Annotated in this window: 17 protein-coding genes; 7 read left to right on the forward strand and 10 right to left on the reverse strand. The window is 64.9% G+C overall.

Annotated elements, in window-relative coordinates; all coding sequences use genetic code 11:
• From CSQ99_RS27650 to CSQ99_RS27675, 6 genes are read right to left on the reverse strand one after another with little or no spacing between them, the layout of a single operon-like run.
• A complete protein-coding gene (locus CSQ99_RS27650) occupies window positions 1-1,539 on the reverse strand; it encodes a flavin-containing monooxygenase (protein ID WP_099042192.1) in 1,539 nt (512 codons plus the stop codon).
• Window positions 1,521-2,240 carry an SDR family NAD(P)-dependent oxidoreductase gene (locus tag CSQ99_RS27655; protein WP_099042193.1) on the reverse strand — a complete coding sequence of 240 codons (720 nt, stop codon included), beginning with the start codon at window positions 2,238-2,240 and terminating at the stop codon, window positions 1,521-1,523. Before CSQ99_RS27655 ends, CSQ99_RS27650 begins: the two co-directional genes overlap by 19 nt.
• Entirely contained in the window at window positions 2,237-2,980 is a 744-nt protein-coding gene (locus CSQ99_RS27660) for an HpcH/HpaI aldolase family protein (RefSeq protein ID WP_099042194.1), read from the reverse strand. The genes CSQ99_RS27655 and CSQ99_RS27660 overlap by 4 nt, the downstream gene beginning before the upstream one ends.
• Window positions 2,977-3,942 carry a zinc-binding dehydrogenase gene (locus CSQ99_RS27665; protein WP_099042195.1) on the reverse strand — a complete coding sequence of 322 codons (966 nt, stop codon included), beginning with the start codon at window positions 3,940-3,942 and terminating at the stop codon, window positions 2,977-2,979. Before CSQ99_RS27665 ends, CSQ99_RS27660 begins: the two co-directional genes overlap by 4 nt.
• A 1-nt stretch (window position 3,943) precedes the next feature.
• The gene (locus CSQ99_RS27670; RefSeq protein ID WP_099042196.1) at window positions 3,944-5,194 is read right to left on the reverse strand and encodes a cytochrome P450; all 1,251 of its coding nucleotides are present in this window, start codon (window positions 5,192-5,194) and stop codon (window positions 3,944-3,946) included.
• Window positions 5,191-5,895 (reverse strand): NIPSNAP family protein, encoded by a 705-nt coding sequence (locus CSQ99_RS27675; protein ID WP_099042209.1) that lies wholly within the window; start codon window positions 5,893-5,895, stop codon window positions 5,191-5,193. Before CSQ99_RS27675 ends, CSQ99_RS27670 begins: the two co-directional genes overlap by 4 nt.
• Before the next feature lie 49 nt (window positions 5,896-5,944).
• Here CSQ99_RS27675 and CSQ99_RS27680 point away from each other — a divergent pair, with 49 nt between their 5' ends.
• Both CSQ99_RS27680 and CSQ99_RS27685 read left to right on the forward strand, forming a co-directional pair.
• Window positions 5,945-6,781, forward strand: coding sequence for an SMP-30/gluconolactonase/LRE family protein (locus CSQ99_RS27680; protein WP_245909124.1), 837 nt, complete (start codon window positions 5,945-5,947; stop codon window positions 6,779-6,781).
• On the forward strand, window positions 6,778-7,593 hold the full coding sequence (locus CSQ99_RS27685) for a thioesterase family protein (protein WP_099042197.1): 816 nt from the start codon (window positions 6,778-6,780) through the stop codon (window positions 7,591-7,593). Before CSQ99_RS27680 ends, CSQ99_RS27685 begins: the two co-directional genes overlap by 4 nt.
• Before the next feature lie 4 nt (window positions 7,594-7,597).
• On the opposite strand, the gene CSQ99_RS27690 is transcribed toward CSQ99_RS27685, so the two are convergent.
• From CSQ99_RS27690 to CSQ99_RS27700, 3 genes are read right to left on the reverse strand one after another with little or no spacing between them, the layout of a single operon-like run.
• Entirely contained in the window at window positions 7,598-8,374 is a 777-nt protein-coding gene (locus CSQ99_RS27690; RefSeq protein WP_281258519.1) for a MarP family serine protease, read from the reverse strand.
• A 45-nt stretch (window positions 8,375-8,419) separates the two neighbouring features.
• Window positions 8,420-8,611: a ferredoxin gene (locus CSQ99_RS27695; protein WP_099042199.1), complete on the reverse strand. Its 192-nt coding sequence runs from the start codon at window positions 8,609-8,611 to the stop codon at window positions 8,420-8,422.
• 8 nt (window positions 8,612-8,619) lie between these two features.
• Entirely contained in the window at window positions 8,620-9,873 is a 1,254-nt protein-coding gene (locus tag CSQ99_RS27700) for a cytochrome P450 (protein ID WP_099042200.1), read from the reverse strand.
• 44 nt (window positions 9,874-9,917) lie between these two features.
• Between CSQ99_RS27700 and CSQ99_RS27705 the strand changes: the two genes are divergently transcribed.
• On the forward strand, window positions 9,918-10,475 hold the full coding sequence (locus CSQ99_RS27705; RefSeq protein WP_099042210.1) for a TetR/AcrR family transcriptional regulator: 558 nt from the start codon (window positions 9,918-9,920) through the stop codon (window positions 10,473-10,475).
• 40 nt (window positions 10,476-10,515) lie between these two features.
• On the opposite strand, the gene CSQ99_RS27710 is transcribed toward CSQ99_RS27705, so the two are convergent.
• A complete protein-coding gene (locus CSQ99_RS27710) occupies window positions 10,516-11,682 on the reverse strand; it encodes a CaiB/BaiF CoA transferase family protein (protein WP_099042201.1) in 1,167 nt (388 codons plus the stop codon).
• 52 nt (window positions 11,683-11,734) lie between these two features.
• Here CSQ99_RS27710 and CSQ99_RS27715 point away from each other — a divergent pair, with 52 nt between their 5' ends.
• The 4 genes from CSQ99_RS27715 to CSQ99_RS27730 all read left to right on the forward strand — a co-directional run bounded on the left by CSQ99_RS27715 (window position 11,735) and on the right by CSQ99_RS27730 (window position 15,416).
• Window positions 11,735-12,838 carry a phosphotransferase gene (locus CSQ99_RS27715; RefSeq protein ID WP_099042202.1) on the forward strand — a complete coding sequence of 368 codons (1,104 nt, stop codon included), beginning with the start codon at window positions 11,735-11,737 and terminating at the stop codon, window positions 12,836-12,838.
• A 44-nt stretch (window positions 12,839-12,882) separates the two neighbouring features.
• Window positions 12,883-13,431 carry a TetR/AcrR family transcriptional regulator gene (locus CSQ99_RS27720; protein ID WP_099042203.1) on the forward strand — a complete coding sequence of 183 codons (549 nt, stop codon included), beginning with the start codon at window positions 12,883-12,885 and terminating at the stop codon, window positions 13,429-13,431.
• An 82-nt stretch (window positions 13,432-13,513) separates the two neighbouring features.
• Window positions 13,514-14,998 carry an aldehyde dehydrogenase family protein gene (locus tag CSQ99_RS27725; protein ID WP_099042204.1) on the forward strand — a complete coding sequence of 495 codons (1,485 nt, stop codon included), beginning with the start codon at window positions 13,514-13,516 and terminating at the stop codon, window positions 14,996-14,998.
• Between the two features lie 10 nt (window positions 14,999-15,008).
• On the forward strand, window positions 15,009-15,416 hold the full coding sequence (locus tag CSQ99_RS27730) for a nuclear transport factor 2 family protein (RefSeq protein WP_099042205.1): 408 nt from the start codon (window positions 15,009-15,011) through the stop codon (window positions 15,414-15,416).
• Window positions 15,417-15,570: the final 154 nt, after the last annotated feature.

Raw genomic sequence — 15,570 nt, forward strand, 5'->3', positions numbered from 1 at the left:
CTAGCCCGTCGGCCGAGCCGGCGATCCAGCCATCGCCGGGTGTGATCTCACCTCGACGGCGGGCGGGTGCGCCGGAGGTTCGAAGGTGTACTCGGCCGCCCGGAAGCGGCGCGTCATTCCCCAGAAGGCCCGCGCGCTGCGTGGCCACTGCGTCACGACTCGTCCGTTGGGTGCGCGGAAGTAGTTGCTGCACCGGGTAAGCCACACGGTGCCCTGCATCCACTCGTCGATTCTGGCGATGAAATCCGTCATCGTCGCGCTGCGCACCGCGACGTAGGTCTTGCGCCTGCGCCGCATGTACTTCAGCGCGCGCACGATGTAATGCGCCTGCGCCTCGAGCATGAAGATGACGCTGTTGGACCCGACGTTGGTGTTCGGACCGTAGAGCATGAAGAAGTTGGGGAATCCCGGGACCGCCATGCCCAGATAGGCAAAAGCGCCGTCGCGCCATATCTCCTGCAGCGTGGTGGAACCCTCGCCGACGACGTCGATCTGACCCAGGTAGTCCGCCGCGGCATAGCCCGTTGCACACAGCACCACGTCCACGTCGAGTTCACGGCCGTCGGCGGTGACCAACGAACCGGCGCGCAGGGCCCGGGCCGGGCTGGACACCACCTCGACGTGCGGTTGGGACAGGGTCGGCAGATAGTCCGTCGCGAAAACCAGCCGCTTGCAGCCGAACGGGTGCTCGGGAGTCAGCCTGCTGCGCAACTCTTCATCGGGCACCGTGGCTGCAAGGGTGCGCAGCGCGATGTCCCTGAACTCGTGTGTATTGTCGCTGCCGTTCTCGATCACACCGATGTTGGACTCACTGCGCAGCCACAACCGCGTCCGATAGATTTTCTTGGCGAACGGGACGTGCGCGAACAGCCACTTTTCGCGATCGGTGTAGGGGCGGTCGGGTTTCGGCAGAATCCAGGTCGGCGAGCGCTGCACCGAATAGACCTTCTTGGCCACCTTCGCGACCTCGGGGATCAGCTGTGCCGCCGTCGATCCGGTACCCAGCACGGCGACCCGGGCGTCCGTCAGGTCGACGGAGTGATCCCAACGAGCGGTGTGCATCAGCGTTCCGGTGAACGGCTCCTCCTCGGCGAGATCGGGAAGTACCGGCTGGGTGAACAGGCCGATCGCCGAGACCACCACGTCAAACGAATGTTGCTCGCCGCTGCTGGTGCTCAGTTCCCACGTCTTGGTTTCGGCGTCCCACCGGGCCGAGGTGATCTCGGTGTTCAGCTGCAGATGCTGCCCGAGTCGATGGCGCTGCGCGCAGCGCTCGAAATATCCCAGGATCTCCTGCTGCCCGGACCAGAGGCGCGACCAGCGGGCGTTGAGGTCGAAAGAATACGAGTACAGATGCGACTTCACATCGCAGGCCAGGCCCGGATAGGTGTTGATCCGCCAGGTGCCGCCAACGCCGTCCTCCCGGTCGAAGATCGTGAAGTCACGAAAACCGTTCCTTCTCAGGAAGATCCCCAGCGCAAGGCCGCCGGGGCCGGCACCGATGATTCCCACCGACAGGTTCATCCGATCCGTAGGCATTGCCCTCCGTCCACGACGATTTCGGAACCCGTCATGAAGGACGCCTTATCGGATACCAGAAAAGCCACCACGTTCGCGACTTCGACCGGCTCCCCCAGCCGCCCGAACGTGGTCGTCAACCTGTTCTGTGTCGTGTCGTCCAGCATCGGCGTCGCGATCGGACCGGGGAACACCGCGTTGACACGGATACCGTCGGGGGCGAGTTCAGCGGCGACAGCCTGGGTCAGCCCGCGCAGCGCCCACTTCGACGATCCGTAGGCGGTGTGGTTGGGGAACGGCCGAATGGCACCGGTACTCACCGTGTTCACGATCGCGGCGCCATCAGCGCGCCGCAGTTCCTGCAGCGACGCTCGAATTCCCAGGAACGGTCCCAGACAGTTGAACCGCCAACTGCCTTCGAAGCCCTCAGGAGTCTCATCGTCGAGCGACGCCCGGTGCAGCACCCCGGCGTTGTTGATCAACGTCGACAGCGAACCGAAGCGCTCCACGGTGGCCCGCACCGCGCAGTCCCACTGCTGCGCAGAGGTCACATCGAGTTCGACGGCGATCACGTTGTCGCCGTAGGCGTCCACGTTCACCTTCAGTTCGTCGATGCGAACATCACCCGCAGCGACCCGGAAACCCTCGGAATGCAATCGCTCTACGATCGCCGCACCCTGTCCGCGGGCCGCACCGGTAACCAGTGCCACGCGGTCGGTCACTGCGCCTCCCTTAGATGCTCGGCTGCGCCGCGCCGCAGCGCCTGCGACTCCGATGCCAGTGTGATCATTCGAAAACCCAGTTCGGCCATGGCCTTCCCGGGCTTACCCGCGTTGGCGTGAATGCCGGGAACCAGTCCTACATCGGAGGCGACCGAATGAACACGTGCCACGGCATCGAGCACCGTCGGGGTGGTCAGCGCGGTGATCGGATTCTCCCCCAGCGAGATCGCCAAATCGGCCGGACCGACGTAGACGCCGGATAGCCCCGGCACGGAACAGATCTCGTCGAGTGCAGACAGCCCTCGTGCGGTCTCGATCATTGCAAATACGCTCGCTCCGGCTTCGTGTCCGGCTGGGTCGAGCCCGATGTCGGGCCGCAACGGTCCGAAGCTGCGCACCCCCACGGGTGCGTAGCGGGTGGCAGCCACCGCGGCGGCGGCGGTCTCGGCCGACTCGACCATCGCGATGATCACCGCGTCGGCACCGGCATCGAGGACGCGACCGATCGGCGCGGGATCTGCCGACGGCAGTCGCACCGCGGTCGCGATCGGAACGTGCTCCAGCCGTCGCAACAGCAGTGCGACCTCCGCGTCGTCGAGGTAGCCGTGCTGGAGGTCGAACCCGACGTAGTCGTAGCCCGCCCGCGCGAACTCTTCTGGGCCGATGATCGTCGGCCCCACCACCCATCCGCCCCAGACGTGCGGCTTCGCGGCGAGAGCCTCCTGCAACCGGCCGGTCATGCGGTGATCGCGATTTTCACACGTTCCCGAACGGGCCTACTGGCCAAGTCGAACGCCGATTGCACCTCGTCGACACCGAAGGTGTGGGTGACGTAGGCGGCCAGCAACTCCGGATGGCTTTTCGCGAAATCGTCGGCAGCACCGAGGACTCGTCGCCGCTCAAGAGTCACACCGGATTTGAGCGTCAGGTTCTTGCGAAGCATGGCGCGCATGCTGATCGGATAGCTGTCGTCGTCGGGCACGCCGAAGTAGAGCACTGTTCCACCCGGCGCCGCGGCGTCGATGGCATGGCCGAGCGTCGCGACCTGGTGGCCGACGGCCTCGATCACGACGTCGGGCCGATCGCTCGGCTCCAGATGACTGACCCAGCGGTCGCTGGTGGTGCGAATGATGGTGTCGACACCGAACTCCTTGCCGACGCCATCCCGATCGACGGGGTCGACACCGGTCACATGGCGCGCGCCCAGAGCCTTTGCCGCATAGGAGAACAACAATCCTATCGAACCCTGGCCGATAACGGCGACATGTTGTCCCTCGAGATCCAGCTGTTCGAGGGCGTAGAGAACGCAGGCCAGCGGCTGCAGTGCGACGGCATGCTGGGCACTCAATGCCGGGTCGTAGGGCGCCAGGCCGCCGCCGTCGGCCACCACGAGCCCCATCAGACCGTCGAAGCCTGAGGCCCACCCGACGACCCGGTCCCCCACCCGGTGGTCGCTGTGGCGGCTGGCCAACACCTCACCGACCACTTCGTGGACCGGGAAGCCCACCATCTCAGCCGCATTCAGCCCGGTGTCTCCGGCGATCTTGCCGCGCACGCCCCGAAACGGGGGCAGGTCGCTGCCGCAGACACCTGCGGCCATGAAACGCAACAGGACGTGACGGTCATCGACGTCGTCGGCAGTCTTGTCGGGAACATCCAGTCGCTCAAAGGTGTACGGCGCAACAAGTCGGTATGCCCACATGTCACACGCCCTCCACCCGGCACTCGACAGGAACATTGTTCCAGCCCCACTGGAAACTGGACGGCGGGCGCGCGGCACCCTCACTGATGATCCGCCAATCCGGCACTCGCTTGAGCCATTCCGTCACCAAGATGGCGATCTCGAGCCGGGCCACGTGAACACCGAGGCAGAAATGCTGCCCGCGGCCGAACGACAGCAGGCGCTCGATGCGACGGTCCCAGATGAACTCGTCGGGATCGGCGTACTCGCGCTCGTCGCGGCTTGCCGATGCCAGCAGCGTGATGATCCGCTGGCCGGGATTCATCGTCGTGCCGTGGATCTTGAACGGCTTGCGCAGCGTGCGGGCAAACCATTGCGCCGGTGCGCAATAGCGGATCATCTCCTCGCGCACGACCGGGATATTGGCGTCCAGATCCGCACGTACGGCGGTCATCTGTTCGGGTCGCCGGCCCAACTCCCAGAGCCCGTGCGCGACGATCTTGGGCACCGTTTCCGTGCCGCCGATGAAGACGCCGAGCATCTGCACGGCTGCCTCCATATCGGAAAGGGCCGAACCGTCGGGAAGGCGGTAACCGATGAGGTTGTCGGCGATCGGCACCCCGTCGCCGTCTCCGGCCCGTCGGCGCTCGATGATCGGGACCAGGTACTCCAGATAACCGGGCCGCGCGTTGGCCACCTCTACTCCACTGCCCGGCTGAGCCAAGCTGCCTGCGTTGACGGTAGCCAGCACATCGGGCGCCAGATCAACTGGCAGCCCGAACAATTCGCAGACCACCGAGGCGGCGACGATGCCGCCGTAATCCTGGGTCAGGTCGAACGTGCCGCGCGGCAACAGGTCGTCCAGCCGCTCGTTGGCGATGGTTCGGATCCGGTCAGCCAGGTTCGCCGCGGATTTCGGTCGGAACTGGCCCGATGTGCAGCGCCGCACCGAGTCGTAGATCGGGGCGTCGAAGTTCGCGTGGAACGGCAATGGGTGCAGGGGTGGATCGGCCACCGGGCCGTCGTTGTGCTTTGCCAAAACCGTTGCCGCGGGCAAGGTTCCCTCAGATGCGACAAAGGTTCCGTCGTTGATCCCCAGCACCTGCCAGATGTCGTCGAAGCGCGACACCGCATAGGTGTCCCACTTGTCGATGTAATACACCGGATGTTCGTCGCGCAGCACCCGGTAGTACGACGGTGGGTCGGCCATCACCGCGGGGTCGAAAGGATCGTAGGAGAAGTTCTGCATCATCTGCTTCGCTTGAGAACTCATTGCAGCGGAGAAGCGGGTAGTGCCTGCAATATCGAATCCTCCCACCCGTCGCGCAGCGCAGGCGCCACGCTCATCCAGGTGACAATTTCAGCAGGCGGGCTGTCTTTCCATGACGGGTAGTGGTTTTCGAAGCAGTCCCAGTCGCCGTCCAACGCCCAGTAGTGGATGACCTCGTTGAAGCGAAAGGTGGTGATGAAGGAACCGAGCCAACGCTTTCCGGTGCTCTCCGACCACGGCACATAGAGCCGTTCGAGTTCCCGGATGTAGTCGTCCTGACGGCCCGGCTTGGTCTGCATGATCTCCTGAATCACCAGCCCTGCCCCGAACTGCGCTTCCTTCAACTGCGCGAGTGTCCTGTTGAACTTTCCGGCGTACATGATCCGGCCCTCACCGGATGCGCGGATCTGCGCCAGGAATGTCGACCATTGCGCCGCGGCATCGGCGTGGCTCCCACCCGGCGCCTGCGCCCTACCGAGACGCGCGTAGTCCGCGAAGGCGTCGATCTCCCAGATGATCGTCACCTGTGGCCAGTGCCCGTTGTACGGCGTGCTCTCCCACATCGCGAACAGGCGCGCGCCGAGGTCCTCCATCATCGGGTGATAGACGTCGCCGAAGACCTCCGTGAATTGCCCACTTCGGCCCTCACCCAGCGCAATCGTCTCGTGAAGATAGAGAAGTGTGTGGCCGGGGAACTTCTTCACACCCAGCACCTAGTTGACAGTCGCACCCTGCGAGCGTGACACTTGTGACGTGATTTGTAAAGGTGCCGACACGCTGACGACACTGACCGAAGGTTTCTGCTTCGGCGAGGGCCCGCGGTGGTTCGAGGGATTGCTCTGGTTCTCCGACATGCTGGGCGAGGCGGTGCACACGGTCAACCTCCATGGTGACCTCACGACCCTCCCGCTGCCCGGTCACCACCCCTCTGGGCTCGGGTTCCGTCCCGACGGGACGCTACTCATCGTGTCCGGCGAGCAGCGCCGACTGCTGCGTTACGACGGGTACACCCTCGACGAGGTCGCCGATCTGTCCGACGTCGTGCCCGCGGCGCTGGGCGACATGGTCATCGACAACGCCGGTCGCGCCTACATCGGATCCCAAGCACGCGAGGGCGGCGTCATCGCGCGGGTCGATCCTGACGATTCGATCGCGATCGTCGCCGAGACCCTCGACTTCCCCAACGGAATGGTGATCACGCCCGACCGCACGACGTTGATCGTTGCGGAGTCAACCGGGAGGCGACTGACCGCGTTCAGCATCAGGGCCGACGGATCGTTGAGCGACCGAAGGATATTCGCCGAAGGACTCGACGGACCGCCCGACGGCATCTGCCTCGACGCCGAAGGTGGGGTCTGGGTGGCGATGACCCTGGCACACGCCTTCGAACGGATCGAGGCGGGCGGCACCATCACCGACCGGATCGAGATGGGCGACCGCACCGCGATCGCATGCGCGCTGGGCGGACCGGAGCGGCGCACTCTTTTCCTGCTCTCCAGTACGGACGCCTATCCGCAGCGGCTGATCGGGACCAAGCAGTCACGCCTCGATGCGATGACCGTGGATATCCCGGGAGCCGGGCTGCCGTGAGCGACTCGTACTACGAACTGGTCGACGGTGCCGACCCGCTCGGCGAGAAGTTCGCAGCGACCGATCTGGTACGCAGCACATGGACTGCCGAAATCCAGCACGGTGCGCCGGTCTCGGCGCTGTTGGTGCGCGCGCTCGAGAAATGCGAAGTGCGCGCCGACACCCGGCTGAGCCGCGTGATGATCGACCTGCTTGGCGCGGTGCCCGCCGAAGGGGGTCTGTGGGTGCGATCTCGAATCGAGCGCTCCGGCAAGCAGATCGAGTTGGTCAGCGCCGAGATGCTGGCCCCAGGGCGTGATGGTGAGCCCCGAGCGGTGGCCCGGGCGAGTGGGTGGCGGCTGAAGACGATCGACACGGCCGAGGTGGTTCGCACGTCCGCGCCACCGCTGCGGCCACTCGCCGAAGCGCGCAGCCGCGACATGAAGAAGGACTGGGATCGCAATTACGTGCACAGCCTCGATTGGCGGTGGTTGACCCAGCCGATGAGCGACGGGCCCGGCGAGTCCTGGATCCGCCCGGAGGTCGACCTCGTCAAGGGCGAGTCCATGACGGCGCTGGAGCGGCTGTTCGCGGTTGCCGACGACGCCAATGGCATAGGCACCAAGCTCGACATCAGGAAGTGGACGTTCATGAACACCGACCTGGTCGTGCACGTGCACCGGATTCCGGAGGGCGAATGGATCGGAATCCGCGCCGAGACCAATTACGGGCCCGACGGGATCGGCACGACGATCGGGACGCTGTTCGACGAGTCCGGAGCGGTCGGCGCGATCCAGGAGTCGGTGTTGGTCCGGCCGATGCCGAGTCGCTGAACCGTCAGCGCACGCACCCGCCGGTGGGGACCGGCTCCGACGCGACCGCATTGACGGCATGCGGGTACACCTGGTTCGTGGTGAGCACGAAGCCGGTTTCAGGATCTTCGACCGCCGCGCCGAAGTTGATGCCGATCACCCTGCCGTCGGTGTCTATCAGCGGTCCGCCGGAATCTCCTTGCCCCACTTTGCCTCTGATCGTGTACACCTCGCGTCGCACGGATGTCGACCGATAAATATTGGGACCGGTGAGCCAGATGACCTCGCGGACCCTCGCGGGGTGGGCGGCGAACGGCCCCCCACCCGGATATCCCAGCACCACGGCGTCTGTGCCCCTCCATACGACCTCGTGGGAGAAGTCCAGCGGCGGCGCCTGCAGCCCGGGCACCTGCAGGACGGCGATATCCGCGTTGGGATCGTAGGCCACGACGGCGGCGTCGAGGTCCTGACCGTCGACAGACACGGTGAAGCTGTCGGCGCCCGCCACCACGTGCGCGTTGGTCATCACCTTCTCATTCGCGACGACGAAGCCGCTGCCCGTCGTGATCGTCATGCATGAGTGAGCGGTGCTCGTGACCTTGACGACGCTGTGCGCCGCGCCGACGACGACCGCATCGTTGGCCAGCGCGGCATCCGGTGGTTCGACGCCGACCATCGGACCGACCTGCTCTGTCAACTCGGTTGCGCGGTGGACCGTCTCCGGCACTGCGCCGCGGCCGGCCAACGCACCCAGCCCCAGCGTGACCGCGAGCAGGGCGAAGGCGAGCTGAATCCACCTCATGGCGAAACGATAGACGCCCACAGGCCGTCGCGGGTGGCGGCGTGCTCAGTCGGCGAGCCGCAACGCGGCGACAGGGCATTGGGTGACGGCCTGCTGCATCCGGTCGCGGTCGGTTTCGGGCCGTTCGTTGTCGTGGATCACGACGACGCCGTCATCGGACACCTCGAACACCTCGTCGGCGATCGATTCGCAGATGCCGTGGCCCGTGCACTTGTCCAGGTCGACTTCCACCTTCATGGGCACTCCTATCGAACGAAGGCAGGCAGGCGTTTGACGCCGTGCACGAAGTTGCTGTAGAGCAGGTCGGGCTCACCGAACTCAACAGTTGTCAATCGAGTTAGCAACTCCCGGAACAGGTTTCGCAGTTCAGCCTTGGCCAGTTGGTTGCCGAGGCAGAAATGTGGACCGCCGCCGCCGAAACCGAGGTGCGGATTGGGCGAACGCGACAGATCGAAGATGCCGGGATCGGCGAAGGCCGCTTCATCCCTGTTGGCCGAGCAGTAGAACAGCCCCACCTTGTCGCCCGCCTGCACTGGCGCTCCGTTGATCTCGGTGTCCTCGGTCGCGAAGCGCGCGAACTGGAGCACCGGCGAGGACCATCGGACGAATTCCTCAACGGCCGAGGAGATTCTGTTCTCGAAATCCTCCAACAACCACTCCCGCTGGGCGGGGTTCTCGGCCAGGGCCAGCATCGCGTGCGTGGTGGACTGCTTGGTGGTGTCGTTCCCCGCGGACGCCAACAGAATCAGGAAAGCGCCGATCTCCTCGTCGGTCAGCCGATGACCGTCGACCTCCGCATTCACGATCCCGGTCATCAGGTCGTCGCCGGGATTGTTGCGCCGGAACTGCGCCAACTCGACCCCCGTGTTCGACAGCAGCGTGATCTGCGCGATCGGGTCTTCGGCCCGCTCCTCGGGAGTCGCGTACTCGTCGTCGCTCATGCCGAAAAGCTTCTCGGCGGCATACGCCACCGCGGGCTGGTCCGCCGTCGGCACGCCGAGCATGTCCATGATCGTCAGCATCGGTAGCCGCGCCGAACAAGCGCCCACGAAGTCGACATCCCCGGCCCCGACGAGATCGTCGACGATCGCGACGGCGTTGCGGTGGATCTGCTCCTCGATCTGACGGACGTTTCTCGGAGTGAACGCCGAACTGATCAACCGCCGGTACACGGTGTGCCGCGGCGGATCCATGCTCAGGAAGAACGACGCGAACCGTTGGATCTCGGCGGGCATTGGACTCAGTGCCACCCCTTGGGCGGAGGTGAACAGCTCGGGATGCTGGCTGACATAGGCGATATCCGCACGACGTGTCAGAGCCCAGAATCCGGGCTCCTCCATCGGGAATAGCGAGTCGAACGGCCGGTGCCAGGTGATGCCCTCACTGGCCCGGAGCTGGGCGAATATCTCGTCTCGGCCGTCGAAGGTCCGACTCCAGAAGTCGCGGGACGTGATGTCGAACCGACTGTATTCACGAACCTGCACGGGTGGGGCAGTCACAGTTGAAGCGTGACACTTCGCTAAAAATTTGTAAAGCTATGACGATGGCGGAATCCTGGGTCGAGGTCGACAGCTCGACGCGTCAGCGCATTCTTGCCGCCACCGCGGAGGTTCTTGGCCGCAACGGCATGTCGAAGCTCAGCCTTTCAGAGGTCGCCGCGCAGGCCGGGGTGTCGCGGCCGACGCTCTATCGGTGGTTCGCCTCCAAGAAGGAACTGCTCGAAGCATTCGTGGTGTGGGAACGGCAGTTCTACGAACACGCGGTGTCCGAGGCGACCGCCGATCTCCCCGCGTGCGAAAAGCTCGATGCGGCGCTGCGGGTGATCGTCGATTACCAGCAGTCCTATCCGGGTCTACGCATGATCGACATCGAACCGGCGCAGGTCATCAAGCGGCTGTCCCGGGTCATTCCGCTGATGCGGCAGCGGCTCGAGCGCCTGGCGTCGGGACCCGACCCCGCCTTGGCGGTGTCGACGGCGGTGCGCGTGGCTATTTCGCACTATGTGGTGCGCAGCGACGATGACGACGACTTCCTGAATCAGCTTCGGCACGCCGCCCGGGTCAAGCACTACGCTCCCGAGGCCGAGCAGTCCGGCGGTTAACGGGGTTGATCACGTGCATCTGATGCGCGGGATCAACCCGCTAGCGCGAGCGCGAACCGAGTTCGCCGAGGATCTCGTCGGTGTGCTGCCCCAGTTGCGGCGCTGCCGAACGCGGTTCCCACGGCGTGCCGTGAAAGTCCGCGGGTGAGGCCACCATGGGAATGCCGCCCTCCCCGTCGGGCACATTCACGATGCCACCGGCGGCGTGGAACTGCTCGTCGCCGATGACGTCTTCGAGCGAGTTGATCGGCGACCAGAAGAAATCAGGTTCGCCCGCAAAGATTTCCGCCCACTCGGCCAGGGGCTTGGTCGCGAAGATCTCGTCGAGTTCGACGATCAATTCCCGGGAGTTGGCCGCACGGTTCAGCGGCGTATCGAATCGGGGATCGGTCAGCCAGTCGGTCCGGTCGACGGCCCGACACAGCGGCGGCCAGTGGCGGCCCGCCTGCAGTCCGACGATCCAGAACCGCCGTCCGTCACCGGCTGCATAGTTGTTCATACAGGGATTACCCATTGACTCGCGCTGCCCGATCGCGATGGGATTGCCCGTCATCAGAAATGTGTTGAGGTCGAAGCTCACGGTGTAAGCGCCCTGCCGGTACAACGAGCTGCTGACCATCTGGCCCTTACCGGTCCGCCCGCGAGCGACCAGTGCCGCACATACCGCCGCGGCCAACGTCATACCCACCGTATGGTCACCCATCCCGCCACGCTGAAACGGCGGGGTGTCACCGGGTCGGGTCAGCAGGTGTGCCAGGCCGGACCTGGCCCAGAACGCGGCGACGTCAAAGGCCGCGCGGTCGGCGTCGGGACCGCTCTCGCCGTAACCGGTGACCAGGCCGTACACCAGCGCCGGATTGCTCATGGCCACCGACTCGAAATCCAGACCCAACCGGGTCAGCGCTGCGGGTCTGACGTTGGTCAGGAAAACATCGGCGCCGCTTAGCAACTCACGCGCGGTCTCACGTCCGGCATCGGTCGTGACGTCGAGCACGATGCTGCGCTTGCCTCGATTGTCCATCTCGAAGGGCGGACTCGATCCGTCCTCGACGCCCAGCATCCGGCCGAACATCCGCGCCGGATCGCCGTCCGGTGGCTCGATCTTGACGACGTCGGCGCCCCAGTCCGCCAGAATTCCTCCAGCCGCAGGCCCGGCGACCCACACACCGAGTTCGACGACCCTGACGCCCTCCAACGGTCCGGCCATCGCATTCCTTCCAGGAGCTTTACAAATCATCGTAAATTTGTAAACTAGCGAGGTGAAATCTGTTGCGCCGGTTGTTGGCCTCGCATCGCATCTCGGGCGCGGTGTTCAACGTATCGTCACCGACGCCGCCATCGGCCGCATTCGATCGCTGCCCCGCACCATAGACGACCTCGACGCTGCCCAGCTCTCAAAACTGATGGGGCGCACGGTGACGGCGATGTCGGTGATCGGCGGCGATGCGGGAACATCGTCGCGCACCCGCCTGGCGCTCACCGGCGAGGACGTCCCCGATTCGGTATTCGTCAAGATGGCCGCTGAAACGGCCGCGACTCGCCTGATGGGTGAATTGGGACGACTCGGTGAGACAGAGACGCGGTTCTACCAGGAGTTGTCACCGCAATTGAGCGGGCTGCCCAAGTCCTACGGGTCCGCATTCGATTCGATGACCGGCCGCTACGTGTTGGTGTTGGAAGACCTGCCCGCCGACGAATGCGAGTTCCCCGACACGCTCCATCCGCTCGACAAGGACCGGGCGAATCTGATCGTCGAACTCCTGGCCCGGCTGCACGGGACGTTCTGGGGCCGGATCCCCGACTGGGTGTACTCGGCGTCGGCCGACAGTTCGTCGATGATGACGGGTCCCTTGCTCAAGTCGTCCGCACGCCGGATCGCCGAGCGAACCGACATCCCGGTGGCAACGGGGCGCTTCATCGACGAGAACTACCGCGCGGCGGCTCGCCTGATCGACAGGTCACCGAACACGGTCATGCACGGCGACGCCCACCCCGGAAACGTCTACTTCCGCGGTGGCGCGGCCGGCCTATTGGACTGGCAGGCCGTGCGACGGGGGCATCCGGGCCGTGAACTGTCCTACACCCTGATCACGAGTATGACGACCGCCGACCGGCAGGCCTGCGAAGGGGACATCCTCGACAGATACCGCCAGGCCCTGGCCGCTGCCGGCGGCCCGAACCTGGACCGCGCCGAACTGTGGGAGCGCTACCGGCAAGGCGCGCTGTACGCGTACACCGCCGCGCTGATCACCGCCGGAATGGGTGGCATGCAGGACGAGAGCATCGCGTTGGAAGGACTGAGGCGGGCGGTCGCCGCACTCGAGGATCTAGACACGGTCGCCGTCCTCAAGAAGTCGCTGTGATTGACGCACTACCATCATGGAACCCAACGATTGAGGCCCAGGAAGTGAACGATCCGCTGCGCGATCCGTCCGGAGCCACCGAGGACACTTCGACCAGACACCGAATTCTCGTCGCAACCGCGGAAGTGCTCGCCCGCAGCGGACAGACCAAACTGAGCCTCTCGGAGGTCGCACTACAGGCCGGTGTCTCCCGGCCCACGCTGTATCGCTGGTTCGCCTCCAAGCAGGAATTACTCGACGCTTTCGGCATTCACGAACGCGAGATGTTCGACAACGGCATCAGCCAGGCGACCGCGGGCCTGCGTGGCGCGGAGAAATTGGACGCCGCGCTGCGGTTCATCGTCTCCTACCAACATTCCTACTCCGGTGTGCGACTGGTCGACATCGAACCCGAGGTCGTCATCGGTCAACTGGGACGAATCCTGCCGATCATGCGGGCGCGCCTGGAGAAGCTGTTGACCGGGCCCAACGGAGCGGTCAAGGCGGCCACGGCAATTCGCGTCGCGATCTCGCACTACATCGTGCGCAGCGACGATGACGACCAGTTCCTGGCGCAGCTTCGGCACGCGGCGGGAGTCAAGCAGGCGGGCTGATCCTTCAGCTACGCCGCTCGGGCTGAATTTTCGGCACCGCCGAAGGGGTGACACTTCCGCAGAAGTTTGTAATGCTGAGCGCATGACCAGCGTGCAGGACGATACGGGAGTACTGGCCGGTGAAGAGCGGATGCTCATCGACGGCGAACTGCTACACACCAGCAGCGGCGCGAAGTTCGACGTGATTCACCCCGCCAGCGAAGAGGTGGCCGGCCAGGCCACCGACGGCACCGTCTCGGACATGGAACGCGCGGTCGGAGCGGCGCGGCGGGCATTCGACAGCGGCGAGTGGGCGCGCGACCTCGAGTTCCGCTACCACTGCCTGACCCAGTTGCACGCCGCGCTGGAAAAAGACAAGGAGCGGTTGCGCCGCATCCTCATCACCGAGGTCGGCTGTCCCGTCACGGTGTCGGGCAGCCAGATCGAGAGCCCCATCGAAGAGGTCAAGCACTGGGCCGAGCACGGAAAGAACTTCGACTACCTGGTCGACACCGGCGTGCATCCCACCCAGCTCGGCCCGGCGCGGCGCAAGATCCACTACGAACCCGTCGGTGTAGTCGGGGCGATCACCCCGTGGAACGTGCCGTTCTACCTGAACGTCGCCGAGACGATTCCCGCGTTGATGGCAGGCAACACAGTCGTCCTCAAGCCCGCGCAACTCACGCCGTGGTCGGGCAGTGAGCTCGGCCGCATCATCGCCGAGGAGACCGACATCCCGGCAGGCGTCTTCAATGTCGTGGTCTCCAACGCCAACGAGGTGGGTGCGGCGTTGTCGGCCGATCCCCGGGTGGACATGATCACGTTCACCGGGTCCACCGCGACTGGCCGGGCGATTCTTGCCGCGGGCGCGTCGACAGTGAAAAAGACGCTGCTGGAGCTCGGCGGAAAATCCGCGCACATCGTGCTCGACGATGCCGACTTCAATTCCGCGCTGCCGATGGCGGCGATGATGGCGTGTGTCATGTCCGGGCAGAGCTGTATCCTGCCGAGCCGGATCCTGCTGCCCCGCAGCCGATACGACGAAGGCGTCGAGATGCTCAAGACCATGATGGAAGGTTTCCCGGTCGGCGACCCGTGGACGCCGGGCAACATGCAGGGCCCGCAGATCAGCGAGACGCAGCGGCAGAAGGTGCTCGGCCTGATCAAGAGTGGCATCGACTCCGGCGCGCGGCTGGTCACCGGCGGCGGCGTCCCGGAGAATCTGCCGACCGGTTACTACGTGCAGCCGACGCTGCTGGCCGATGTCGATCCGGATTCGCAAGTCGCACAGGAAGAGATCTTCGGCCCGGTGCTCACCGTCATTCCGTACGAGGGCGACGACGAGGCGATCGCAATCGCGAACAACTCGATCTACGGCCTTTCAGGTGAGGTCAGCGGCGGCGATCTGGACCGAGCACTCGACGTGGCCAAGCGGATGCGCACCGGCAACGTCACCATCAACGGTAAGAGCCACTTCGGCATCAGCAGCCCGTTCGGTGGCACCAAGCAGAGCGGACTGGGCTACCGCAACGGCGAAGAGGGCTACAAGGAGTACCTGGAGGCGAAGACCATCGGCATGCCCGAATGAGCGGAATCCAATGAGTGACGAGGCCGAAATCGCCCGCCTGCTATACCGATACGCCCGCGCCGTCGATGCCAAGGACTGGGAACTGTACCGGTCGGTGTTCACCGACGATGCCCACATCGACTACTCCTCGGCGGGCGCGATCGTCGGCAGTCGCGATGAGGTCGTCGATTGGTTCGCCGCGAATTTCGGCGTGATCCCGTGGAGCATGCACTACATCACGAACATCGAAAGTGAAATCACCGGTGACACCGCCACGGTGCGGGCGATGTTCTACAACCCGATGCAGCTGCCCGGCATGGCGGCGATGAGTTCCTGCGGCGGGTACTACCATCACGAGCTGGTGCGTACCGCCGACGGGTGGCTCAGCCGTCGACTCCGCGAGGAGAACGTGTGGTTCGTCAACCAACCCGGTTCGTGAAATCCACGAAATGCAGAAGAAGTTCGAGGCGGATTCAAGGTTTGATCGCAACAGTGGTTGTTTTCGGATCCGAGAGTATCCGGTCAAGGACTTGGGCGGGGCTGTCGAAGTCGTAGCGTTTCCGGGGCCGGTTGTTGAGTTCGGCGGCGACTTC

Origin of the sequence: Mycobacterium neglectum (genome assembly GCF_002591975.1) — a bacterium.
GTDB classification, from domain to species: Bacteria; Actinomycetota; Actinomycetes; order Mycobacteriales; family Mycobacteriaceae; genus Mycobacterium; species Mycobacterium neglectum.

What these genes read in the sequence shown, in the direction of transcription:
- CSQ99_RS27665 (WP_099042195.1), bottom strand. Translation starts at nt 3,942, where the DNA reads ATGTGGGCATACCGACTTGTTGCGCCGTACACCTTTGAGCGACTGGAT.
- CSQ99_RS27705 (WP_099042210.1), top strand. Translation starts at nt 9,918, where the DNA reads ATGGCGGAATCCTGGGTCGAGGTCGACAGCTCGACGCGTCAGCGCATT.
- CSQ99_RS27710 (WP_099042201.1), bottom strand. Translation starts at nt 11,682, where the DNA reads ATGGCCGGACCGTTGGAGGGCGTCAGGGTCGTCGAACTCGGTGTGTGG.
- CSQ99_RS27690 (WP_281258519.1), bottom strand. Translation starts at nt 8,374, where the DNA reads ATGAGGTGGATTCAGCTCGCCTTCGCCCTGCTCGCGGTCACGCTGGGG.
- CSQ99_RS27660 (WP_099042194.1), bottom strand. Translation starts at nt 2,980, where the DNA reads ATGACCGGCCGGTTGCAGGAGGCTCTCGCCGCGAAGCCGCACGTCTGG.
- CSQ99_RS27650 (WP_099042192.1), bottom strand. Translation starts at nt 1,539, where the DNA reads ATGCCTACGGATCGGATGAACCTGTCGGTGGGAATCATCGGTGCCGGC.
- CSQ99_RS27730 (WP_099042205.1), top strand. Translation starts at nt 15,009, where the DNA reads ATGAGTGACGAGGCCGAAATCGCCCGCCTGCTATACCGATACGCCCGC.
- CSQ99_RS27670 (WP_099042196.1), bottom strand. Translation starts at nt 5,194, where the DNA reads ATGAGTTCTCAAGCGAAGCAGATGATGCAGAACTTCTCCTACGATCCT.
- CSQ99_RS27725 (WP_099042204.1), top strand. Translation starts at nt 13,514, where the DNA reads ATGACCAGCGTGCAGGACGATACGGGAGTACTGGCCGGTGAAGAGCGG.
- CSQ99_RS27695 (WP_099042199.1), bottom strand. Translation starts at nt 8,611, where the DNA reads ATGAAGGTGGAAGTCGACCTGGACAAGTGCACGGGCCACGGCATCTGC.